General features: G+C 31.6%; 19 protein-coding genes. 16 read left to right on the forward strand and 3 right to left on the reverse strand.

All coding sequences use genetic code 11. From position 1 onward, the window contains the following. Positions 1-305 precede the first annotated feature (305 nt). From AABL85_RS11680 to AABL85_RS11735, 12 genes are all read left to right on the forward strand, one after another. Positions 306-1,772 carry a hypothetical protein gene (locus tag AABL85_RS11680; RefSeq protein ID WP_341310286.1) on the forward strand — a complete coding sequence of 489 codons (1,467 nt, stop codon included), beginning with the start codon at positions 306-308 and terminating at the stop codon, positions 1,770-1,772. A gap of 26 nt (positions 1,773-1,798) precedes the next feature. Further along, positions 1,799-4,294 carry a hypothetical protein gene (locus AABL85_RS11685; protein ID WP_341310211.1) on the forward strand — a complete coding sequence of 832 codons (2,496 nt, stop codon included), beginning with the start codon at positions 1,799-1,801 and terminating at the stop codon, positions 4,292-4,294. Between the two features lie 75 nt (positions 4,295-4,369). Continuing rightward, on the forward strand, positions 4,370-7,057 hold the full coding sequence (locus tag AABL85_RS11690) for a hypothetical protein (protein ID WP_341310212.1): 2,688 nt from the start codon (positions 4,370-4,372) through the stop codon (positions 7,055-7,057). 133 nt (positions 7,058-7,190) lie between these two features. Further along, positions 7,191-7,829 carry an alpha-ketoglutarate-dependent dioxygenase AlkB family protein gene (locus AABL85_RS11695; RefSeq protein WP_341310213.1) on the forward strand — a complete coding sequence of 213 codons (639 nt, stop codon included), beginning with the start codon at positions 7,191-7,193 and terminating at the stop codon, positions 7,827-7,829. Next, positions 7,810-8,379 carry a Crp/Fnr family transcriptional regulator gene (locus tag AABL85_RS11700; RefSeq protein WP_341310214.1) on the forward strand — a complete coding sequence of 190 codons (570 nt, stop codon included), beginning with the start codon at positions 7,810-7,812 and terminating at the stop codon, positions 8,377-8,379. Before AABL85_RS11695 ends, AABL85_RS11700 begins: the two co-directional genes overlap by 20 nt. A 65-nt stretch (positions 8,380-8,444) precedes the next feature. Then, entirely contained in the window at positions 8,445-9,389 is a 945-nt protein-coding gene (locus AABL85_RS11705) for an alpha/beta hydrolase (protein ID WP_341310215.1), read from the forward strand. 27 nt (positions 9,390-9,416) lie between these two features. Beyond that, the gene (locus tag AABL85_RS11710; RefSeq protein WP_341310216.1) at positions 9,417-9,992 is read left to right on the forward strand and encodes a Crp/Fnr family transcriptional regulator; all 576 of its coding nucleotides are present in this window, start codon (positions 9,417-9,419) and stop codon (positions 9,990-9,992) included. Between the two features lie 68 nt (positions 9,993-10,060). Then, positions 10,061-10,492: a carboxymuconolactone decarboxylase family protein gene (locus AABL85_RS11715; protein WP_341310217.1), complete on the forward strand. Its 432-nt coding sequence runs from the start codon at positions 10,061-10,063 to the stop codon at positions 10,490-10,492. 707 nt (positions 10,493-11,199) lie between these two features. Continuing rightward, positions 11,200-11,724 (forward strand): hypothetical protein, encoded by a 525-nt coding sequence (locus AABL85_RS11720; RefSeq protein WP_341310218.1) that lies wholly within the window; start codon positions 11,200-11,202, stop codon positions 11,722-11,724. Between the two features lie 106 nt (positions 11,725-11,830). Beyond that, positions 11,831-12,553 (forward strand): hypothetical protein, encoded by a 723-nt coding sequence (locus tag AABL85_RS11725; RefSeq protein WP_341310219.1) that lies wholly within the window; start codon positions 11,831-11,833, stop codon positions 12,551-12,553. Positions 12,554-12,693: 140 nt separating this feature from the next. Then, positions 12,694-13,254: a PH domain-containing protein gene (locus tag AABL85_RS11730; protein WP_341310220.1), complete on the forward strand. Its 561-nt coding sequence runs from the start codon at positions 12,694-12,696 to the stop codon at positions 13,252-13,254. 19 nt (positions 13,255-13,273) lie between these two features. After that, entirely contained in the window at positions 13,274-14,794 is a 1,521-nt protein-coding gene (locus AABL85_RS11735; protein WP_341310221.1) for a PH domain-containing protein, read from the forward strand. Positions 14,795-14,836: 42 nt separating this feature from the next. Here the strand turns inward: AABL85_RS11735 and AABL85_RS11740 are convergent, their stop codons facing one another. Beyond that, positions 14,837-15,409, reverse strand: a complete 573-nt coding sequence (locus AABL85_RS11740; protein ID WP_341310222.1) for a Crp/Fnr family transcriptional regulator — start codon at positions 15,407-15,409, stop codon at positions 14,837-14,839. Between the two features lie 393 nt (positions 15,410-15,802). Beyond that, the gene (locus tag AABL85_RS11745) at positions 15,803-17,884 is read right to left on the reverse strand and encodes an LTA synthase family protein (protein WP_341310223.1); all 2,082 of its coding nucleotides are present in this window, start codon (positions 17,882-17,884) and stop codon (positions 15,803-15,805) included. Between the two features lie 313 nt (positions 17,885-18,197). Here AABL85_RS11745 and bioB point away from each other — a divergent pair, with 313 nt between their 5' ends. The 3 genes from bioB to AABL85_RS11760 all read left to right on the forward strand — a co-directional run bounded on the left by bioB (position 18,198) and on the right by AABL85_RS11760 (position 21,344). Further along, positions 18,198-19,163, forward strand: coding sequence for a biotin synthase BioB (gene bioB, locus AABL85_RS11750; protein WP_341310224.1), 966 nt, complete (start codon positions 18,198-18,200; stop codon positions 19,161-19,163). Between the two features lie 1,212 nt (positions 19,164-20,375). Beyond that, a complete protein-coding gene (locus AABL85_RS11755; RefSeq protein ID WP_341310225.1) occupies positions 20,376-20,819 on the forward strand; it encodes a hypothetical protein in 444 nt (147 codons plus the stop codon). Positions 20,820-21,074: 255 nt separating this feature from the next. Then, a complete protein-coding gene (locus AABL85_RS11760; protein ID WP_341310226.1) occupies positions 21,075-21,344 on the forward strand; it encodes a TM2 domain-containing protein in 270 nt (89 codons plus the stop codon). A gap of 28 nt (positions 21,345-21,372) precedes the next feature. Here the strand turns inward: AABL85_RS11760 and AABL85_RS11765 are convergent, their stop codons facing one another. Then, complete coding sequence (locus tag AABL85_RS11765; protein ID WP_341310227.1) at positions 21,373-22,599, reverse strand: MFS transporter; 1,227 nt, start codon at positions 22,597-22,599, stop codon at positions 21,373-21,375. 89 nt (positions 22,600-22,688) lie between these two features. Between AABL85_RS11765 and AABL85_RS11770 the strand changes: the two genes are divergently transcribed. Continuing rightward, on the forward strand, positions 22,689-23,582 hold the full coding sequence (locus AABL85_RS11770; protein WP_341310228.1) for a LysR substrate-binding domain-containing protein: 894 nt from the start codon (positions 22,689-22,691) through the stop codon (positions 23,580-23,582). Positions 23,583-23,826 lie beyond the last annotated feature (244 nt).

Below are 23,826 nucleotides of genomic sequence, written 5' to 3' on the forward strand. Positions count from 1 at the left end.
AAAAGAATCAGTTCTTCTATATCAAGGATGGCAAGGTAGAGTATATCGACTGGTCAAATCTTGATACAGTAAACGTGTCTTTTGCGATCGATGCAAATAAAGAGAATTTAGTAATTACAGACTCAAGAGGAGAATCAGTATCTCTATCAGTAGACGCTTTAGGAGAGACTATTGCTAAAAACGATGTGTTTGTAACTAAGCTTGTAGAGAATAGTGAGTTCATTACTAAGTTAGGAGATAATAATGAATTCATTAAACAGATTATTAAGAATATTGAAAAAGAGGCTCTCCCTGGCACAGTTACTGTGATAGAGAAAGATGGTGATTTTGTATTTAAATGGAAAACAAAAGATAATCAAGATAAAGAATCTAGTTTGACAGATTTCATTAAAGAGCATTCAGTATTGGCAAGTTTAACTCTTAAAGATTCTGAAAATTTCAATGATGTTAAAGCTGGTTTTGTATTTAATAATGGAGCGAATAATGCTGCAGATATTGTGTTTGCAGAAACGCTGACAGAGATTCAAAAAGGATATAGTAAACATCAAGTAAATCAAGAAGAAATAGAACTTAAAGAGTATTATTTTATTGATGAAACAAGAGAAAAAGATCCTGTAACAATAAAAGTATCAGAAACAATTATAGATGAATTTGATAAGATTGTAAAATTTGATAATGTCAAAAATAGTTTAATAGACTTTATAACAAATGTAGGAGGTGACGTAAGCGTTAAGAAAGAAGGAGAAGACCTAGTTATTACAACAAAAGAAGGAACTTTTAAAGTATCTGATGTTGTCAATGCTTTTGAAACTAATACAACAATAACACCAGAAGAGTATATGGTTTTTGTGTATTTAGATGAGATAGATGGTGAGGATCAAGAAGTTCATACAGATGTAGAAAGAGATGATGAGACTTTCACTAGACAATATAAGGCTATTAAGTATGTGTATACAAATGAGAAGGGGCAGAAGAAAGATATTAAGGGAAGTGAGTTATTTGGTCAAATGGGAGGCTCTAGTGGAGGAGGATTTGAAACTCTAACAGAGTTAATGTTTGACAAAGATTTTGGAGCCACAGAAGGTCAACCAGGAACAGGAAAAGCAGCTTTAGTATATAAAGATGAAGAAAAGGTATTAACGCCTATCTATATCAGTGATATGTTTAAAGAGTCTGCTGAAACCTTAACTTCTCTGGCAATTGATGAAAATGCAAATTCTTTGGTTTACAAAGATGAAAGAGGAATATCGAATTATGTTTCGTTGAATGATATTAATCAAGAGCCTTGGTATACAGGTAATGATGAAAAGGCAACTAAGAATGATCAAGATATCTATACAATGGGATGGGTTGGAATAGGTTATAAAGATAAGTCTGGTGCGCCGAATGAAAAGTTACGTGTAAATGGTAGCATTACTGCAACTAATAGTTATTATGCTGACTATGTTTTTGAAAGTTATTTTGATGGATATTCAACACTGAAGTATGATTATAAGTTTAATGATTTAAATACTGTTGACAGTTATATCAAATCGAATAGACACTTACCAGGTATTACACCAATAAGTGATTTAGAGAAAACAGAGACAGGATATTCATTTAATGTTTCTGAGTTGTCAATTCAGTTGTTAGAAAAAACAGAAGAGTTATTCTTACACGTAATAGACCAACAAAAAGAGTTAAATGCTAAAGATAAAGAAATTCAAGATTTGAAAAATGATGTGAATGACTTAGCCAAGCGTTTAGAAGCTTTAGAGGCATTATTGAAGTAATTAAATATTAATCAAAGATAGAATTGATGAATAATACAAGATTAAATAGAGTTTCTATTTATTCTATTGTCCTATTGATCGTAGCTATGTTTTTTGGCATGGCTACATCTTTTGGGCAAGTTGGAATGAATATGACAAAGATAAAGGATGGAAGTGTAGCAAATAGTGAAGTTGCAGCTTCTAAAACATCTGTGTTAGAACTAGAAAGTACGAATAAAGGATTTTTACTTCCTAGATTAACCAATGTTCAAAGAGATGCTATATCTATTACTGATAAAGAAAGAGGTAATGGTTTGACAATTTATAATATAGATACAGACTGTGTTAATTATTGGAGTAAGAAAACAAATAGATGGCTAAGTTTATGTGGAACTTTGCCTCCTGCTACTTTAGATATTACGAATTGTAATAATATAGTATTAAGTTCTTCTCATGGAAGTAATACCTTAAAACAAGGTGAATATTTAAGAGATACTGAAGCAATACATCTTACAGTTCATGTGACACAAGCAGGAACTTATAATATAAGTGCAGATTCAGGTAATGGTTATTCTTTCTATGGATCAGGAACTTTTACAACCACAGGTTTCTTTACCTTAGTGTTAGAAGGACTAGGGACTCCTTTAAATAAAAGTGAGGGAGATAATATTGTTTTTACAATTAATGGTAAAACTTCTACAGTATGTAATGATCAATTAAAGATAAAAGTACTTTCCTCTCAGCTTGATTTTGTGATTACAAATGGGGTTGTTGATACAAAGAACTTAAATTGGAAAACGTATATAGGAGTACCTTTGAATGCTTCTCAAAATACAATTACACTAAATGTAGATGTTAAAAATATTGGCTTTTGGCAAGTACAGAGTACATCGACTATAAATGGAATGACTTTTAGTGGTTCAGGTGAATTTAGAAATGTAGGGGTGCAACAAATTGAAATTGTAGGACAAGGTATTCCACAGGTAGCAACTGGGGTGAGTTCTCCTAATATTTTTGATTTTAAGACCAATTCAGAAAACAATAGTGTGCCTCAATTAAGAGTGCATGTTCATGTGCTAGATGTGGATTATGAAATGGTTTGTAATAATCCTCTTTACCCTATTGTATTTAGAGGAGAATTTAAAGAAGAAGAAACAATTACAAGAAATAATGCAGTTACTATACCTATTAAAGTTAAAGCACCTGGAGCTGTTGGAAAAATGGAGTTATTAGGATCTTTATATGCATTAAATGGATCTACTCCAGTTAAGTATATTGCAGAAGATGTGTATTTGACATTAAATGGTAATACCGATAATATTCAGTACATTACTTTTTATCCAGAAAAAGATATCAGTATTCCAACAGGAGCCACTTCTTTAAAATTTACTGCTATGACTCCTAATAAAGGGACTTTCTGTGGTACAGGAATGACTCAAGAAATAATAAAACAGTCAGTTAAATATGGAATTCAATGTAATACTGTCGCTGTTTTTGGAAGTTATCATACTAATGCAGTGCCTACACCTAATCATTTTATCAATGTAAGAGTCAATGTAGAAAACCCAGGAAATTATCATATTTATACAAATGAAATTAATGGGGTTAAGTTTGAAGCGTCAGGAACTTTTACAAATAAAGGTCAACAAGTTGTTTCTTTAAGACCAACAGGAGCATTTACACAGGGTGGGTATTATACATTTAGTATTACCTCAGATAATTCAACAACAGGATCTACATGTGCTGTAGCTATTAATGTAACAGATAGAGAAATTGTTGTTTTAACATTAGGAAGTACTACCTACGGACCAGACCCAAATAAAAATAGAAATGCAGCAAGTGCAATTTTAAAGAACGCTAATAATTTTGGACCAAATGGAACAGTTAGAGTAAGTAATGTTCGAATTTTAACAACTAAATTACAAGGATCAGCTTTACAGAACTTTATTAATAATAATAAAGTTGATATTATTTTTAACGTCATCGGATATAACGCTAATAGTTCAACAGTACCTGTTTTAGTTGATTTTGTGACTAATAAAAAAGGTGTTTTAATTATTGGGGATGAGAATAGAGCTCATAGAGAAACTAAACAAATTATTGAGACAATATCAGGAAGTAGTCTAGGCGAGGCAAGTAATAAATACACAATGATTAATCATGTTGTGAATCGTTCTAATGATCCTATTATCAATGGACCATTTGGAAGTCTTGTAGGCAAACATATAGGGAATGATGCTCATAATGGTTGGTACTATTCTAATGTAACTGGAAATTTATTGCCTTTAGTTGTAAAAGGTGATGGGTCAAATATGACTTGGGGATTAAGGCATAGTTCATTAGGATTGGCTTTCTTTGGAGATGGAGGTTGGTGCTTAGGAGTGTTAAATAGTACACATCAATCTAGTTACCCAGCGGCATTTGATGTTAATGGTAAACCTCAAAGTAAACTTTATGATAGAGGAACTTATAATGTGGATAATTCTTTGTTATATGCCAATGTAATGGCTTGGGCTATTGAATATATTAAAGCAAATAAATAAGAATATAAAGCAATGCAATAAGTAAAGAAGCTAAACTGAGTACTAAACTCAGTTTAGCTTATAAAAAAATTGTTTATGAGTATAAAAATAAAATATAATAGTAGAAGGTTAATTGTTCTTTGGTTTATACTATCCTTGTTTATGAGTATAGGTATCTTAGCGCAACAAAGTCAGACTACAAAAGGAACTCAAATATCTGATGGAACTGTGTTTAATGCAGTTGAGGCTCCTTTAGATTTTAGTATTCTTGAGTTAAACTCTAATAAGAAAGGATTTTTACTTCCTAGAATGAATACAGCCCAAAGAAATAATATTCCTCTTAATAGTATTCAGCCTGGATTAATGATTTTTAATACAGATGAAGACTGTATGGAGTTTTATAGTTCTAGTCGTAAGCTTTGGTTGAGTTTATGCGGTGATGAAAATGCACCTGCTGAATTTGATATTACAGTAGCTAATTGTAGAGATATTACAATAGCAGGAGAATATACTGTTAAGCATTCTTTAAACCCAAAAGCAAATATTATTTCAATACGAGTTAATGTATCTGTACCAGGGACTTATGAAATAGAAGCAGATGCTTACCATACAAGTGATAATCGGAAGAATGGCTACACTTTTTATTCAAAAGGGAGATTCCCTACAGCAGGGGTTTATAATGTTATCTTAAAGGGAACAGGAACGCCTGTAAAAGGATATGCGGATGGTCTAGAAGGAGATAGAATACAGTTTCTTTTTAATGGAAAAAAAGCAAGTTGTGTAGTAAATAATTTTGTTAATCTAGAAGGGCCTAGTTTTACTTTTACAATAAATCAGGTAGGCAAAGTTTATCAAGGAGTTGATATTACAGGTAATGAAACTATTCTTGAGGCTTCTTTAACTAATATTAAATCAGGAGGGAAGGTAGAGATAACAAGCACTTCTGTAAACGGAATGTCATTTAAGGCATCTAGAGTATTGACAAATGCAGAGGTAACAAGCGGTAGAGCTACTTTAAAACTCAAAGCTTCGGGAGGATCTAATGCCCCTATAATTACACCAATAGTATTTAGATCTAATACATTAGACGAGTATGGACGTGTAAAATCAATAACTAAAGATGTAGCGATAGAAAAAGTAAATCTAGCTTTTTTATGTGATCATCAATATTTTTCATTTTCTGTCAATGGAGATTGGGAACTAAATAAACCATTTAGCCCATATCATACAATCAATTTGCCAATATTAGTAACAGCTCCAGGTAGAGGAGTTTTTAAGATACGAAGTACTGCTGCAGAAGGTAGAAATGCAGTTGTATTTACCTCAGAAGTGGTTGATTTAAAATTCAATGCTTCGCAAGCAAATATGATGTATGTTGTTTTAAAACCAGAGGTAGGAACTGATTTGCCTAGCGTTTCAGGTGAAAATAAGTTAATAGTTACTTTTGAATCTAAGGGAGCTAGAGAATATGGAGCTCAATATCCTATAGAGAACATAAGTATGTATGAATATAATTGTCCTGAGTATGTAGTGAATGTAAAAGGTAAGGCTGAGTTTAATTTCTCAGGAAGTTCTTTAAAATTCTGGAGTCATTTTATTTCGAAGACCACAAGTATATATTATCTTCCTCCTAAGTCAGATATGACCATAGGAACAAATAATAAAAGATCAGGGTTAACTTTGACAGTAAATGTTACTTCTCCTGGGGAATATGATTTTAGTACCAATGAAATTAACGGTATTAAGTTTACCGCTAAGGGAGTTGTCGACAATGTAGGTGTTCAGAATATTAGTTTAGTTCCTGAAGGAAAGTCTATGTCGGATATGCCTACTCAGACCTTTACATTGTTTAATGAAGGTCAACCTACTAATTTAAGAGCAAACGTTGATTTTGTTTACCAGCCAATGGTAGTATATACTTTTGGGGCAATGGCATGGCATCCTGGAGGAACTCATAAATTTACATGGGGAGGAGGCCCAACTTTATTGAGAAACAGTAGACACTTTGGATGGAATGGAGTAGTTAGAGTAGATGGTATTACATTTAAACAAGCTGGACCTGTAATGGATGACGTTGATAGTAGCAGTGAAAATGCTACGGATAGACTTTTAAGCAATAGTAATACTTTTTCAGCCAGTAACTTAAGTGATGTGGATGTTATTATTATCGGAGGTAAACATAGTGGAACTAATAAAATGGATATCACTTCAAGTAATTTACAAGGATTAGCAAACTATGTAAAAAATAAAGGGGGTGCAGTTATTTATGGAGAGAGTGATGCAGATCAATTAAATAACTTTTTAAGCTATTTAGGAGAATATGGTAATTCAGTTAAATCTATGGGGGCAAACCAAAATGGAGATAATGTAGTATCTTATATTTATAATCCCGCTATCGCTGAGGGACATAATTATAATTTAATACTAGCTGGAAAGTTTGGTCAATCTGTAGGTGGAAAATTAATAGGACCTCATAATAATAATAAGCTTGGTATTACTGTAAACACACAGAGCTTTACCTCTTTAGCAGGAAGTAATACAAGCGCTTTCGCTGTTATTCGAAATAAAGGAGGATTAGTGATTGTAGGAAATAATAATTTCATGGGAGGAAGAATTAATGGAAGTACTAGTTATGGTACATATCCAACTGTAAGTAGTAGTAATCGTGGACCAGCTGTAGGAATGTCTAGAGATAGGAAGAATGTTTACAATTCATGGTTCTTATTAAATTTAGTGCATTGGTCAATAGATTATGCCCAAGAGCAAAAAACGAGTAAATATTAAAATATAATTTTAATCAAAAGGTTCTCTATTTAGGGAACCTTTTTTATTGATATAAGATTGCTTTAATTTATCGCATTACTTTTTTTAATCTGTGTTAGATAATCTATAAACTTGTAGTGTTAAATTAGCGCATATGGATTTGTTTAGTGATTATAGTCAGGGATTTACAAATATTCTTCCTTATGATGGAGAAGTAGATTACTATGGAGTAGTATTTAATAAAGAAGAGAGTAACTACTATTATGATCAACTTTTCACTAATATAGATTGGCAATGCGATCAAGCTATAATCTTTGGGAAGAAGGTAACTACTAAGCGCAAAGTGGCTTGGTATGGTGATATTCCTTTTAGTTATACTTATTCGAATATTACAAAGACTGCTTTGCTGTGGACAGATGAGTTATTAGCATTAAAAAAAATAGTAGAAGAAAAGACTGGAGAAACTTATAATTCATGCCTTCTAAATTTGTATCATACCGGAGAAGAGGGAATGGCGTGGCATAGCGATGGTGAAAAGGATCTAAAGAAGTACGGTGCTATAGCTTCCCTGAGTTTTGGAGCAGTCCGCAAATTTGCTTTTAAACACAAAGAGAATGGGATTAAGGTTGATATTATCTTAGACAGTGGAAGTCTATTAGTCATGAAAGGAACTACTCAAGAAAATTGGTTACATAGATTACCACCTACAAAAATGGTTCATACTCCACGTATTAATCTTACCTTTAGAACCATCGAAATAAAAAAACTGTCTGATGAGAAGCAAGTCATTTAGTACATTGTCTAAGGTGATAAAACAAGATTTATGGAAGTCTCTATCCCTTTTAGTGCAAGAACAAACGTTAGAAAATAAAGAAATGCTGATAAGTGAAGGAGAAGTAGCTGATAAGATAGTATGGATAAAAAAGGGGGTATTACGCTCTTTTTTTCTACTAGAAAACGGGGAGGAGCGTACGTATTGTATCACCTTTGATGATAATATGATGACAGCGATGACTTCTTTTATATCAGGTCAACCATCTAAGGAGAATATACAGTCTTTAGGAAAAACAGAGTTGTATGTCCTATATAAGGCAGATGTAGATAAACTATGTGCTGATAGTATTGTGTGGACTAACTTCTTTAAACAATTATTAGAAGAGCAGTTTATGGAGCTAGAAGAAAAGTTGTTTGATATCCAACGTTTAGAGGCTAAAGATAGATATCTGAAGTTACTTCATAATCATCCTCATTATATACAGCAGATACCTGGTATATATTTAGCTTCATTTTTAAATGTTACTCCAAGGCACTTGAGTAGAATACGAAAGGAAGCACACTTATAGACCTATGTCCTCTAAGATGTGGTAAAAAGACAAGACTTTTGTTCTTTACATTAATCATTTAAAATATGAATATAGATAAAGAACTATTGATAGCACTTTCTTTAAGTGCTTGGACACAGATACCTTATGACTCTCTTTTAGAGTCTAACCCTCAACAAATACGCATCGCAGAGGAACAATTAATGCTAGAGGAGGGAGCTATAGCTATACCTTCTGATATAGAGGTTTATAATCTATTGATAGCGACATCTTATGATACCTCTCTTAAAGTAAGAATATATAAGCCAATAGAAATAGAGAAACCTTTGCCTGTAGTTTTGTTTTTGCATGGAGGAGCTTTTATCTTTGGAACCCCAGAGCAGTATGATTTTCAATTAATAGATCTTGTACAAGAAGGACAGGTGATTATAGTTTCTATTGATTATCGTTTAGCACCAGAGCATCCTTTTCCAGCTGCTTTAGAAGATAGTGTTAGTGCTCTAGAATGGTGTTATAATAATGTAGAAGCTATAGGAGGAGATAAACAGAATATATCTGTGATGGGTAGTAGTGCAGGAGGTACAATAGCTTTATCGCTTTTACACTTAAATAGGGATCATCATAATATCCCAATACACAAGGCTTTTATTCTATATCCACCTACATCAGATGAGCTGAATACTCCTTCTATGCATACTTATGCTCATGCGCCTATGCAATCTAAAAAAAGTGCAACCTATATGTGGAAGCATTATTTGTCAGGTAATAGTGATAAGTGGAGAGAATATGCAGTACCGAATAAGATGAATGATTATAAAAAACTGCCGCCTATGGCAATGGTATTAGCGGAGTATGACCCTCTAATCGATGAAGCAAAACAGTATGTAGCTTCTGTAGAGAGTAATGGAGGGGAAGTGACAGGCTTAGAAGTAAAAGGGGCTGTACATACTTTTGATTTCTTTGAGTGTAAGTTAACAGATGATTTTATGAAGTATAGAAGAGCGTATTTTAAACAATTACATTTGAAGTAAGTATCTTTGTTTTATAACCTATAGCCAATGAAAAACCTTATACAGCATATCGAAAAATTTGTAGGAACTCTCTCTCTATCAGAAATAGAGTCTATTTTATCTTATTTTGAGCTTATTAAGGTCAAAAAGAAAGAGGTCATTTTAGAAGCAGATATGCTCTGTGATAAGTTGTTCTTTGTAGAAGTAGGGTGTTTGAGAAGTTATTATATTAAAAATAATGGTATGGAGCAGACTACTGATTTTGCTATAGAGAATTGGTGGTTGACAGATAATATGGCTTTTGAACAGCATACGAATAGTAGTTTTTATGTACAAGCGGTAGAGAAATCTGAAGTAATAGTGATTACTAAAGAACAATTTGCTTTACTATTAGAGAAACATCCTATTATAGAGAAGTATTTCAGAAAAGTCTTTCAACATGCTTATGCTGCTGCACAGTATAGAGTGAAATATTTGTACGAATTTAGTAGAGAAGAACTATACTTTCATTTTGAAGAGCGATTTCCAGAGTTTATTCAGCGTATTCCTCAGTATTTAATGGCTTCTTATTTAGGATTTAGTCCAGAGTATTTAAGTGAAATAAAGAAGAAGAGGTTTTCTTAAACCTGTTTAAGTTTATTGGTAAACCATAGTTTTAGATTTGTGCTATTAAGAACAATAAAGTTATAACCATGAGAAAACCAATTTACAATGTACAGCCTAAAGCATATGAAGGAATGTTAGTATTAGAAAAATATTTAAATGAATCTGAATTAACACCTTTGCATAAAGAGCTGATAAAGATTAGAGCATCTCAATTAAATGGATGTGGATACTGTCTAGATATTCATACAAAAGATGCTTTAAAGTATGGAGAATCTGTAAGGCGCTTACTAGTATTAGCTGGATGGCAAGAAACAGAGCTATTTACAGAAGAAGAACGTGTAATACTTGAAATGACTGAAGCAGTCACATTTATTCATCAAGGAGGAATTAGTGATAAACTATATGAACAAGCAGAACAGTTGTTCGGTGAAGTCTATTTAGCACAACTTATCATGTGTATGGTCACTATAAATGCTTGGAATAGAATAGGAGTAGCTACTCATCTTAAAGCAAAATAATTTATTTAGAATGAAAGCAGGATACACATATCCTGCTTTTTTGTTATACGTCAGAGCTCTGATCAATCACTATTTTTTTGAAATTACATAAGAAGTAAAATAAAACCGTTTTTAAACTATCGGATAATTAAGTGTTTAAGGATTAACTAAAGGTAGTTTAGTTCTGATTTACTAGCAGATTGCTTGAGGAGTTTTCGCACTTTTCTTCGAGAAAAAGGCCTTCTGGGCTAGGAAACCCCAAGAAAACCCCTAGTTATCTCCTACGAAGTGCAAGCCATACGCCTATATCTTACTCACCAATAGTAAGCGTAGCCAAAATTTATGTAATTTTTTTAGGATTTTAATTTCTGTCTTTACTTCAGCCTATTCATACATAATGATAACATCATACAATAATATGTGTTTTTTTTTGAAAATAGAATTGAAGCCGTATTGTCATACCTCTTTTTTAGTTAAATATGCCTCGTTTTAAAGGTAGATAAAATAGTGGAATATCAAAAAAAGCAATAATAGTTTTTGAAATTCAATTATATCTATTTGATTAATAGGAAGTTGATTTGCTATGTTTTAAGGTTAAAAAAAGAAGAGGTATTTATGAATAATTGTCTAAATATTCATAATTTTAGTAAAGACCTATTGAGAATAGGGAGTGGAGCGTATAAATAGTCTCTAGTCATATATTACCTAATTCATTAATATCTATTACTATGATAAAAGATTACTTGAATAAATTAGTAGGCATTCGCTTAAAAGGTAGAAAGAAAGACTTAATACTTGGTATTGTATTAGCTTATAATGACAAGTGGTTATTAACGAAGTGTAATTCGGTCGATTACCTTATAGATGGGTATGAATTGATAGCAGTTGATAAAATATCTACTATAGAACGTGGAGAAAATATTGCTTTTATAGAAGAAGTATTGAAAGCAAAACATGTTGACTTTTATACTATCCCTATTGAGTTAAAAGATAATATCTTTGATACTTTAAAAGATATTGGCAATAAATATGGTGCTTTTGGATTAGAATTTAAAGAGGAGGACTGTGTTTATGTAGGTAAATATATGGATAGTGATGATAGCGAATATTTTGCATTTGAAGAGCTATCTGCTTCAGGGGAATGGTTTGACGAGATAGAGGAGTTTAAAGTTTCCAAAATTTATAAGATTGACTTCGACGGAGATTATGTAGAATCTTTATTATTCTACGCTAATAGAAAATTAAGTAAATAAGGATATTAGAAAATTTTAATGGTAATTCATTCATAGACTTGCATGATTATTGCTTGTCATTATAAGTAAATAAAATTGATGAAAAACTAATTTAAAAAGATCTATTATGAAAAGAGTTTTAAGTTTATTGGTAGTACTGTTTCTAAGTTTTACTGTATTTAGTTGTAGTAGTGATGATGACTATATTGATTTGTCAGAGCACGCAGGTGGCTTTACTATGGTAAATGCTTTTGAAAGTGATGATGCTGTTTTTTATGTAACAGATGGGCGTCCTGTTCAGAGTCCATATTACCCATTACCTTACAGAGGCGTTGGCTATGTGAATTTATGGCAAGGAAATAGGTTGATTAATGTGTATGGTATTAATAAAACAAAACCTATCGCTGCTACAAACAAAAAAATAACTAGTGGACAGTTTTATACTTCTTTTATAGGAGGAGACGAATCGAATGTGATTCACTTTATAACTGACGATAGTGTTAAGAAAGTATCTCCTTTAAATGAAGGTAAACAATCAGGTGTACGTTTCTTTAATTTGAGTTCGGATAATGTAGTCGCTACAGTGCAGTTCAATGATAAGACAGTAATAAAAGAGTTTGAAAATAGAGTTCAAGATAGTGAAACAACTGCTGTACAAACACAGGACTTTAATGCTTTAGATTCTAATACATATGTTATCACAGTGAAAGATAAGGATGGAAAGGTATTAGCTATTAGAGAAGATGTTGTTTTTAAACCGTCACAGTTCTATTCTATCATATTGATTGGAGCGAAAGATAATGTGAAAAAACCTTATTATATAGGTGTTATTAATCAGGCTGTAAAGTAACAATACATTAGTGAAAAAATCCCTTAAGAGTATAGCGCTTTTAAGGGATTTTTTTTTCACTATAAATTGAAGTATCTATTTTATATGATATATTTACTTGTAGAATTAATACCTGCTAGTAGCGGGAGTATAAGAATAGTATGTTTGAAAATAAACAAGTCGATATAGATACACTACCAAAAATAGAACGAGTAGTGTTTAAAAATCTAGATTCTAAGTATAGAGTAGTAGTGGGAATAAGATTAATAATAATTTCTATTATTATCTTACTAATTGCTTTTATCCCTTATATTTTTCAGTATTTGACGAGTGAATCTTTGTTGAATGAAGCATTGTTATACTCATTTATAGGATTAAGCGTTGTATTGATTATTTTGATATGTATTATCTCTATGAAGGGGGTAGCGATGAAGGGATATGCATTACGCGAGCAAGATATTATTTATAAAACGGGTATTATTAATAGATCGCAGACCGTTATTCCTTTTAATAGAGTACAGCATGTGGGAGTATATGAAGGAGCTTTACTACGTGTGTTTAATTTATGTACTGTGGAGTTTTTTACAGCAGGTGGAGCTTTAGGGGATCTAAAGATTACCGGTATCTCAAAAACGGAAGGAGAGCAATTAAAGGCATATGTTATACAAAAGATAACGAAGTCCCCTCAGCAGACTTTAAAGTCTAATCTTGATATTATATAACCCTCACAAGAATCTGTACATGAATAACAATAGTTTTTATCAGCCTACTAGACAAGCTAAAATAGGAATAATCGCTAATTTTCTGAATGCCTTACAGAAAATAGTAAGAGCTTTTGTCCCTCTTATAGTACTATTTCTAGTGAATAAGCGTATAGAGCTGCCCATTAGTATTTGGGGATTTATAATAGGAGGAATCGCATTAAGTTTTGGAATTGCTTATTTGAGCTATCGTAACTTCTTGTTTTATATTGATGAAGAAACTAATTCATTTATTATTCAAAAAGGGATTATTAATAAATCGAAGGTTACTATTCAATTAGAGAAAATACAACAGGTAAATCTTAATCAGAGTTTTATCAATAAAGTGATCAATGTGTATTCTGTAGAGATAGATTCTGCTGGTAGTAAAGATAAAGAAGCTACTATCCCTTCTATGTCTTTTGTTGATGCTGATACCTTAAAACAGATACTGCTAAATTATAAGAGAGAACAAATAATAGAGGATATTTCAGTAAACTCAATACAAGGGAATCATGATCATGCAGAGAAAAAAGTAGATACAAAACGAATAAGTATACTTACACTTTTAAAAGTAGGAGTGACTTCTAACTATTTGTATACCTTAGGGTTGATACTTGTATTCTTTAATATGGTGTATGACTCTATTGTGAGAAGTATTTCTATAGAAGAATATATCGATAAAGAAGAAGTAACAAACTATATAGAAGGAGGAATGCCTTTGGTAGCTTTTCTATATTTAGTTGTGTTTTTGGTTCTAACAGTATTGATAGTAAATGTGACTCGTACTTTATTGCGTTTTTGGGATTTTAAAGTTACATTTTCGAATAAGACATTGCTATTATCTCATGGATTGTTGTCCACTAGGAATACGATTATTAGACCGGAGCGAGTCCAAAAAGTTGAAATAGAACAGAACTATTTTCAAAAGTTATTTGATATCTGTAGTTTAAAGATAAGTCAAGTGGCAGGAGAAGATGGAGGTAATAAAAAGTCAGGATTACAGATACCAGGTTGTTCTACCCAAGAGAGAGAAGATCTGTTTAAAATAATGATGTCTAAAGAAGATAAGAAAGAATATACTACTGTTTTGAAGTATAATTATAGGTATTTAGGCTTTAGAGTGTTTTTATTAGTAGTCGTTCCTTTAGTCGTTTTAACCTTGTTCTTTAGGGCAAACTTTAGTTCTGCTATGTTTATAGGGATGGTAGTGAGTTATAATGTGATTATGTTGTTATTACTTTATCGGCTTTATAAAATAGGTACACTACAAGTAAGTGAAGACTTTATAATGATAAGAAGGGGGATGTGGGATATCTCCTACATTTATATAGAACCACATAAGATACAGAAGATCGTATTGTCTCAGTTATGGTGGCAACAATCAGCAGATGTAGGTAGTTTAAGGCTTTATACGGCAGGAGGAATGGTATCCTTTAGTACTACTCAATATAGTGAATTAGTAAAGCTAAGAGATAATTGGCTTTATCAAGTAGAAGCATCAGCATTACACTGGATGTAATAAGTGTAATAAACGAGGGAATACGTACTATTCCCTCGTTTATTATTCCTCTTCTTGTATCTTCTTTAAGGCACGGTTTAGGGTACGTGTAGTGATACCTAGATAAGAGGCCATATCTTCTTTAGAAATATGTACTTGTTCTTTTTCTTGAAGTTCTAATAGTTTTTCGAGAGCATGCTCTACTGTATATAGTTGCTGGAAAGAAGCTCTCTCACTAGTATGAAATACTCTTAATGCTTCTACTTCTAGTAAAGTATTATTAAAGGTTATATCAGTTTTTAATAAATGCTCAAATACGGATAGAGGAATGATATAAGCACTTACAGGAGTTATCGCTTCTACTGAGCATAAGCAGTTTTTCTTACCTATGAACTCTATTTCACCCATTATCTCTCCTGTACTTAAAAACTCAGGGATATATTCTTTGCCATTTTCTTCTGTAATATAGCATTTAGTGATCCCTTCTTTAATAACAATCACTTTAGTAACGGGATCTCCTTGATGTAATAAAACTTCTTTAGGCTTATAAGGTTGCAATAAAATTTTGTCATTAAAAACATCAGTCTGTGCCAATGATTCAATGTATGATAGAAAGTCTATATTTATTCTTAACATTTTTTTATAGCATTAAGGACAAATGTCCTATGTGAGTTATACAATAATAGTGATTTTTGCAGTATCAAAATTAAGTATTAATACTTATTAATCTAAATGAATTAAGGAGTTTTATACTAAGATTAAGAAGAATGCTGTGCTAGTATTTTCATTAATTAAATTTGATAAGTTTTTTTCAATTATATATTACAAAGTGATAAGTGTTTTTTAAAATTAAAACGGGAAAACAAGGTAAGTGGTGTTTTCCCGTTTTCTTATGTAATTGTAGAATTGAAATGTTTTTAGAACAATTGTGTGTTGTTTATTTGTAGTAAACAGCATTTATATAAATAATTGTGTTACGTGTGTTTTAAAAAAGCAGGGAGTGTTCTTAAAGTACGCTCCCTGCTTTTTTTATTTGTTATAACTTTTTGTTTCTAATTGTTTTGCTGTAAACTGATAGAAAGAAATGGCTTCATCTACATATTTAGATTTAATATTATCTATCTCATTAAGAGGAGTCACTAGATTATTAACAGTCTGACTATTGAATCCATATTGTCTTACTTTTTGATTTGGGCTAAGAATCGTTAATGTATTCTCTCGGATATAACCTAAATCTTGATAAGTAGCTATAAAGGCTCTTGGTTTATAATTTGAATGTAAAACATTAGTTCCAAAGAATTTAGTGTCATACTTAAAGTTAAGTATTTCTAATAAGGTAGGCATTACATCTATCTGTGAAATCATTTGATCAAATTGTTGTGGGGAAAGCCCTTTAGGTGCATAAATCATAGCCGGTATTCTATATTTATCCAAAGGTAATTGTGTCTTGCCTGCGCTAGAAGCACAATGGTCAGCTAATATTACAAAAATAGTATTGTCATACCATGGTTGTTTTTTGGCAAGTAAAAAAAACTTTTTGATAGCGTAGTCAGTATATCTAACACCCTTATCTCTAGCGCTAGTAAGGTCTGAGGTATCTAATACTCCGTCAGGATATGTGAAAGGTCTATGGTTACTGACAGTCATAATATGATTAAAAAACGGTTTACCTAGCTGATATTCTTTATTCATTATTTCTATGGCTTTCTTGGCCATATCGCCATCAGCTACACCCCATACATTCTGAAAGGTAATTTGGTTAGGAGTAAAATTAGATTTATCTACAATGCTATAGTCATTGCCCTCGAAGAAGTCTTTCATATTATCGAAATAGGCATCTCCTCCATATAAATACTTGACAGAATACCCATTTTTTGCAAATATACTTCCAATGGTAAACTTGTTTTTATTGTCTTTACGTTTTACGACACTTTCACCAGGAGAAGGAGGTATAGACATAGTTATTGCTTCTAGGCCTCTTACTGTTCTGTTACCAGTAGCATAAGTAGTGGTGAAGAATAAACTCTTCATCGCTAGACTATCTAAGAATGGAGTTAGTTTATTTTTATTACCATAGAACTCCATAAAATCTGCACTCAGACTTTCTATACTTATTAGAACTACATTTTTCTTGATAGTAGTCTCCTCACTATCTATATTTCTAAGAAGAGAAGACGCTCCGTTATACTGAGGGTAGAATTTATTTAAGTTTTTAATAAGTTGGTCATCAGGTAGAGTCCTGTAAAATTTAAAATAATCGATCACACTATTATTAAAGGCTTGGATAAATTTAAAAGTTCCATTACTTTCTAATTCTTCAGCAAAAGTATTGTCTGTATTTAAAGGAGTCATTACTTTCGTAATAGTAGAAAGAGAAATTCCTAGTATAAGTAAATAAACAATACTCAGTATAATCTTATTTTTTAAAGGAGCGAGATATTCTATGACATACACCGTCTTTTTATAAATATAATATGTAGCTGCTAAAGTGACTAGAGCGATGACACTAAACAGTGGAACAACTGGATAGGATTCCATAATATTTCCTATTACTTCATTGGTGTATACCAGATAATCAACAGCAATAAAATTATATCTAACACCAAACTCATTCCAAAAAAAGAATTCGCTTACTGTATTTTGTATAAGGATTAACACGAAGATAAATAATGTAAGAGCATAACTTATTTTTCGAACAGTTGTTCTGTATTGAGGTAAGAATAGACAGATACTGAAGAGTCCTGTTTTTATAGATAAAAAAGTAATAACTATTTCAGGAAGTACACCACCATATTCTGATATAATAGTTTTGCCAAAGGTAACCCATCCCCATAATCCTAATAAAATAGAGAGTATGATGTATCCATAAAGTCTATTATACTTCTGATTTGAAAAAAATATAAAGTAGAGCCAGAATATGAAATATCCTATATTGAATACAAGAATATCACGGATAATGCCTAGTCCAAAGATTGCTAACATCTCTCCTATGGTGAAAGTAGTGATAGTAATAGGATGGTTGATTAACACAATGCGAAGTATAAGGTTCAGTAATAAGTAAAAACAAAGTAGATACTTATATGGAATAAAGAATGAAGGATTATTTGACATAGTGATTGAGTTTTGAGTAATTCGTTTTTAGTTTTTCTTTATAACTATTGGTTTATAGGTGTTATTGTGTGGTTAGTGTTATTTTTTTGATAATAATTAATCAATAGTGTTTGGGTGTTTGGTTTTATTTGTATAAATACTGTTTTAGTTATATTTAATATAATCACTAAATACTGGGTATGTATATTATGAGACTTGTGTAATCTATATTATATTTTGGAAGTGGAATAGGTCTAAATCTAAAAGTGGACTACCTATTCCTTTTTCATTCCTTCTATTTTTGGTACATCTATCATAAATAAACGAAGAGAAAATGGAAATTAGACACAACTGGACTAAAGCTGAAATTCAATCAATATATAATACTCCTTTATTAGAGTTAATTCATCAAGCATCTTTGGTTCATCGAAAATATCATAATCCTAATGAAGTGCAAGTGAGTACTTTATTGTCTATTAAGACAGGAGGGTGTGTAGAGGATTGTTCTTACTGTGGGCAGGCAGCTAGATATCATACAGATATAAAGGTACAGCGACTACTACCTTTAGAAACTGTATTAGGAACAGCTAAAAAAGCAAAGGAAGCAGGATCTTCTCGATTCTGTATGGCTGCTGCATGGAGAGAGGTAAGGGATAACAGAGACTTTGATAAAGTACTTGATATGGTGAAGGGAGTAAATGAAATGGGATTAGAAGTATGCTGTACCTTAGGTATGTTAACAGAGGAACAGGCTAAAAGATTACAAGAAGCGGGGTTATACGCTTATAATCATAATTTAGATACTTCAGAGGATCATTATGATAAGATTATCTCTACTCGTACATTTTCTAATCGTATAAATACCATTGATAATGTACGTAAAGCTGGTATAACAGTATGCTCAGGAGGAATAATAGGACTAGGAGAAAATGACACAGATAGAATATCTATGCTACATACTCTGGCTACTATGGAAATACATCCAGAATCTGTACCTATTAATGCATTAGTACGCGTAAAAGGAACACCTATGGAAGAAATGCCTAAAGTAGAGACATGGGATATGGTTAGGATGATTGCTACGGCTCGTATAGTGATGCCTACTACTATGGTAAGATTAAGTGCAGGGCGTATAGAAATGTCAGAATATGAACAAGCCATGTGTTTCATGGCAGGGGCAAATTCGATGTTTTCTGGCGATAATGAAACATTATTAGTGACACCTAATCCTAGTTTATCAGCAGATCAGACGTTGCTAAATAATTTAGGATTAAAACCGATGATATCTAAAAAGAAGTAGAATTATAAAAGATAGTTTTATTCATAATACATGCTGGAAGCCTTGATCAATCTGATCAAGGCTTTTTATGTTATTAACTATGAGGTGTTTATTGAAAACTTGGTAATCATTATTAGGTAAAAACAGTGTTGACGAAAATCAAAATAATTATTAATATAGTGATTTGGGTATAGTTTTTGTTTTTAAAAATACGCTTATAACTATATGAAATAGTAGAATTATTCTAGGGAAATTTTTAAATACTTGAGTGCTATATCTTTTTTAAGTAAGATGTAATACATTTTATTGATGTAGAGTGAGTTATTGTGTTTGTGGATTCCAGAGCAGATGACGGTGGGGACTGTTGTTTTGTATGCTCTGGAATCTCTTTTTTATAACCAATACTTTTGATCATGTCTTACTTTTTACTTATGTAAAAAGATATGGATTGAACTTTAGAATACAGCATCTATTTTTTATTGTAGTTTATAGATAAAAACAATATGCAGATGATATTTCTAAACTTTATTGATTAATGACGATTAAGAAACTGGACTATTCTTTTTGTTTAATATCTAGTTTAGATAAAAGTAGTACATGTCTTGGGTAAAAAAGCGACACCAAGAATAAGAATAATTTGTAAAATAAAACAAAAATAGAAGTGCGAGGAGATGTAAGAGTTAAAAAAATAAATAAAAATGTTGATTTATTGTCTTTTTTCTCTTTTATAAAGTAACAAAAAATTTAGGTAAGTCTTTTTAATTCATTTTATGTGTTTAATATAGTGTTGATTTATTTTAATAATATAAATATTTATATTGTTAAAATAATAAATATAGTTTAATTTGTTGTAATTATTAACTTTTTGGATTAGAGGAAAAAAGTGTAATGTTAAGATATATTTAGACTTATTCCATTAAGTTAGAAGTTAATATATGGTTTTTTTATGATTTATGTCATATTGATGCGAAAAGTACCGTTATACATTTGTCTCAGAAAATAAAAGATAAGGTAACAATGTCGGAGTTACCTAGTATTTAAAAACGTTCTTTTTTAGTCTGTTTTTTATTATGTAAACTTAATTGTGTTTATTTTATTTACAGTGATGTTATATAGCTGTAAAACGTCGAAAAGGGGAATACAAGGCAGTTGATGTATTAATACCTCCAGAGGGAGAGGAGGTGTACACGGATTAAAAAAGATTATTATTAATTTTTTTTAATTATTTACATTATGAGACGATGTGCGCAAGTTTTAATTGGAGTTTTGATTATTGGTATGAGTTCATTATTAGGTAGCTGCAGTGCAGATGATAATAATAGCTTGAGAGTTGACAAGGCATTAAGTGTTAACAGTATTAATATTGAAAAAACATGGGTTGTAGCTCATTTCAGCTTTCAAGAAGGGGTGAGCAGAAGTCATAAGGAAAGATACCAAAAATCTCTAATTGAAATTGATATCATGAAAGGTGGAAAGTACCAAGCAATTGACAAATACAGTTTAGAAGAATCTAAAGGAAATTGGGTACTGGAAGGTGAAATGATAAGTCTAGAAAATGATGCCGACGGAGAAGTGAAGAGATACAGAATCATTGATTTGAGTAGAGCAGAAGCTCTTGTAAGTCCGATTAATGTGAAAGAGATCTCACAGATGGAATTAGTGAGCTTTAAGAAATAGCTTCAGATAAGTTCACCTTATTGACAAAAAAAGCAATCTATACTAGTAGGTTGCTTTTTTTTATTGCATTGAAGTTTAGGTATTGGTGTTTTTTAATTTATTTTGAGAGTTAGTGGTTTTTATAAAATAGTTATGTTAAGTGGCTATTTTGTAGTGGTGCTATTTGTCGTAGTTGTTTTTGTTTAAAACATTATTATATTTTTCTTGTTTTTTGAATAAACAATTCTAATTTTGTAAAAAAATAATATAAAAAAGATGGAAGAATTTAACACAAACAAAAATGTTACCACTCCTCAAGAGAATAAGAAAGTAGTAGCTGGTATTTTAGGAATTTTATTACCTATTTTCGCTATCCATAAATTCTACTTAGGTTATACTAAAGAAGGTGTTATCCAATTAATCTTAGGATTAGTTTCTTGTGGAGTACTTGGAATTATTGGACTAATTGAAGGAATTATCTATTTAACTAAAACAGATGAAGAGTTCTATAATACATACCAAGTAAACAAAAAAGGTTGGTTCTAATACAAAGAAACATATAAACAAAAAGCCACTAGTTAGTGGCTTTTTTCGTTTGTCTTGTACTTAGATAAGTCGCTAGAAATGCCACTATTGTCATAATCATAAGCGTATAGAAGAACCAATTCCAATTGCTTTTATTTACAAAAACTCCTGTGGAACTTCCTATAATACTTGACCCTATATAATAGAAGAACCAATAAAGAGCTGTAGCAGAGCTTTTAGCATCTTTACCTAGAGTAGTTACTACTCTACTAGCGATGGTGTGCCCGCTAAAGAATGAGATAGTGAAGAAGGTTAATCCTAAAAGGATAATAATAAGATTGTCCATATACATACCTATTACACCTATTAACATTAATCCTAAAGCGATTAATAGAATTTTACGTGGGGAATATCTATCTGATAAAGAACCTGCTACCATATTACCAAAAATACCAAATGCGTACATTAAGAATATCATAGCGATAAGATAATGGGGTAAGTTATAAGGGGCTGACTCAAGCTTAAAACCTAAAAAGTTATAAACACTTACGAAGGCTCCCATTAGGCAGATAGCTACAAGATACATAGCTAGTATCTTATAGTTTCTAAAGATAGATTTCATCTGTCGTAACTTGTGTTTTATTTTTAGCTTTTTAGGAGTGAAGAATTTAGACTCTGGAAATAAGATATAAAATGCAATGGCAATAACTACAGCGAGTATACCAATAGTAAATACAGCTGCTTGCCATCCTAACCATCCAGATACTAATGCAGCTACAATTCTTCCAAACATCCCTCCAAACGTATTTCCTGCCAAATAAAAACTTATGGCTGTTCCGATGTACTTAGGATCTATTTCTTCTGCTAAGTAGGCTAATGTCACTGCTGATACCCCAGATATACATATTCCTTTTACAAAGTTAATATTAACTAAGATAGAAAAATCACTAGCCCATACAGATAAGAGGGTAAGCATCGTAGAGGTGACTAAAGAGAAGAGCATGATGTCTTTACGAGGGTAACTATCTGCTATAAATGCAAAAAGTAATAAACCAATAGCCATACCTAAAGTACTAGCAGATACTAGATAGCTACTTTCAGACGGTGTTACTTTAAAGTATTGTGTGATTTCAGATAATATGGGTTGGAAATTATATAATTGAGCGAATACAGAAACTCCTACTAAAAATATACTCCATTTAATCTTTTTATAGGTAGTGGTTCCTTTAACAGCTCTTATATGAACGATTTCTTCTGTATAGGTGGTGGTATTCATATTCTTTATTTTTTGTAAAGTTACGAGGAAGCTCTATATTAGTAAAACGGTATTTTTCTATTATATCAATCGGTAAAAACGATCAACTTATGGAACTGAGACAACTAAGATATTTCCTAAAAGCAAAGGAATTACTCAATTTTACTGAAGCTTCTAAGCATTTATTTATTACACAGAGTACATTATCTCAACAGATAAAGCAGTTAGAGGAAGAAATAGGTCAACCACTATTTGATAGAATAGGGAAGCGTATAGCCTTGACAGAAGCTGGAGAGTTATTTTCTGTTTATGCAGAGAGAAGCATAAGAGCTGCAGAAGATGGAAAACTCATGTTAGAGGATTTAGAGGGATTAAAGACAGGCGTATTGCGTATAGGGCTTACTTGGGGGCTGAAGTCTTTAGTATTATCTTCTCTTACACTCTTTACGCAGACATATCCAGAAGTTAAGATTGAAGTAACATTTGGTACTACTAATGAGTTAATGCAATATTTAGAGAGGCAATACATTGATTTTGCTTTAACTTTTTTTGATGGTGCTCATGAGGAGAACTTTGTCTATAAAACAGTATTAATCTCTGATATGGCCTTTATGGTTGCAAAAGACTCATCTTTAGCTCTACTAAAAGAGATTAGACTAAAGGAGATAGAGCAGTATCGATTAGCTCTTCCTGTGCAAGGATTTAGTACACGTAACTTCTTAGATAGAGAATTCGAAAAGTATAATATCCAACCTAATATCGCTATAGAGACTAATCAAACTTCTATGATTATAGACCTAGTCAAAAAAGGAGCTTATCAAACTGTTCTTACATATGCGACTGTCCATGGAGAGAGAGAGCTTTGTGCTATTCCCATTATCGATAGTAATATGAAACGCGAGGCTGTTATCATTCAATTAAAAGATAGTTATCTCAAAAAGTCCGTGAGAGTATTTGTCGATTTATTAATGAATGAGAATAAAGATGAGTTAAACACATTATAACTGTATGTTTCAGTCTCTGTTTAGGTAATAAATGAGCTATTATCCTGCATGAAATAGAACTTAATGAGATTTATTTTAAAAAAGAGCGAATTGTGATTACTTTAATTTTAACGTTATAAAATTTAATTAATTAAAAAATGGGGGGTTAATACTTGTGTTTGTTTGATAGAATCCGTGTATACATTAGTATACCAATAATCTAACTAATTGAGTTTATATAAATTGATAAGTTTTTTTCTTTTGT

Origin of the sequence: Myroides odoratimimus, from assembly GCF_038039805.1 — a bacterium.
GTDB lineage: Bacteria > Bacteroidota > Bacteroidia > Flavobacteriales > Flavobacteriaceae > Flavobacterium > Flavobacterium odoratimimum_B.

What these genes read in the sequence shown, in the direction of transcription:
- AABL85_RS11735 (WP_341310221.1), top strand. Translation starts at nt 13,274, where the DNA reads ATGAATAACAATAGTTTTTATCAGCCTACTAGACAAGCTAAAATAGGA.
- AABL85_RS11705 (WP_341310215.1), top strand. Translation starts at nt 8,445, where the DNA reads ATGAATATAGATAAAGAACTATTGATAGCACTTTCTTTAAGTGCTTGG.
- AABL85_RS11695 (WP_341310213.1), top strand. Translation starts at nt 7,191, where the DNA reads ATGGATTTGTTTAGTGATTATAGTCAGGGATTTACAAATATTCTTCCT.
- AABL85_RS11690 (WP_341310212.1), top strand. Translation starts at nt 4,370, where the DNA reads ATGAGTATAAAAATAAAATATAATAGTAGAAGGTTAATTGTTCTTTGG.
- AABL85_RS11745 (WP_341310223.1), bottom strand. Translation starts at nt 17,884, where the DNA reads ATGTCAAATAATCCTTCATTCTTTATTCCATATAAGTATCTACTTTGT.
- AABL85_RS11765 (WP_341310227.1), bottom strand. Translation starts at nt 22,599, where the DNA reads ATGAATACCACCACCTATACAGAAGAAATCGTTCATATAAGAGCTGTT.
- AABL85_RS11740 (WP_341310222.1), bottom strand. Translation starts at nt 15,409, where the DNA reads ATGTTAAGAATAAATATAGACTTTCTATCATACATTGAATCATTGGCA.
- AABL85_RS11730 (WP_341310220.1), top strand. Translation starts at nt 12,694, where the DNA reads ATGTTTGAAAATAAACAAGTCGATATAGATACACTACCAAAAATAGAA.
- AABL85_RS11725 (WP_341310219.1), top strand. Translation starts at nt 11,831, where the DNA reads ATGAAAAGAGTTTTAAGTTTATTGGTAGTACTGTTTCTAAGTTTTACT.
- AABL85_RS11685 (WP_341310211.1), top strand. Translation starts at nt 1,799, where the DNA reads ATGAATAATACAAGATTAAATAGAGTTTCTATTTATTCTATTGTCCTA.
- AABL85_RS11700 (WP_341310214.1), top strand. Translation starts at nt 7,810, where the DNA reads ATGAGAAGCAAGTCATTTAGTACATTGTCTAAGGTGATAAAACAAGAT.
- AABL85_RS11770 (WP_341310228.1), top strand. Translation starts at nt 22,689, where the DNA reads ATGGAACTGAGACAACTAAGATATTTCCTAAAAGCAAAGGAATTACTC.
- AABL85_RS11720 (WP_341310218.1), top strand. Translation starts at nt 11,200, where the DNA reads ATGATAAAAGATTACTTGAATAAATTAGTAGGCATTCGCTTAAAAGGT.
- AABL85_RS11755 (WP_341310225.1), top strand. Translation starts at nt 20,376, where the DNA reads ATGAGACGATGTGCGCAAGTTTTAATTGGAGTTTTGATTATTGGTATG.
- AABL85_RS11710 (WP_341310216.1), top strand. Translation starts at nt 9,417, where the DNA reads ATGAAAAACCTTATACAGCATATCGAAAAATTTGTAGGAACTCTCTCT.
- AABL85_RS11760 (WP_341310226.1), top strand. Translation starts at nt 21,075, where the DNA reads ATGGAAGAATTTAACACAAACAAAAATGTTACCACTCCTCAAGAGAAT.
- bioB (WP_341310224.1), top strand. Translation starts at nt 18,198, where the DNA reads ATGGAAATTAGACACAACTGGACTAAAGCTGAAATTCAATCAATATAT.
- AABL85_RS11715 (WP_341310217.1), top strand. Translation starts at nt 10,061, where the DNA reads ATGAGAAAACCAATTTACAATGTACAGCCTAAAGCATATGAAGGAATG.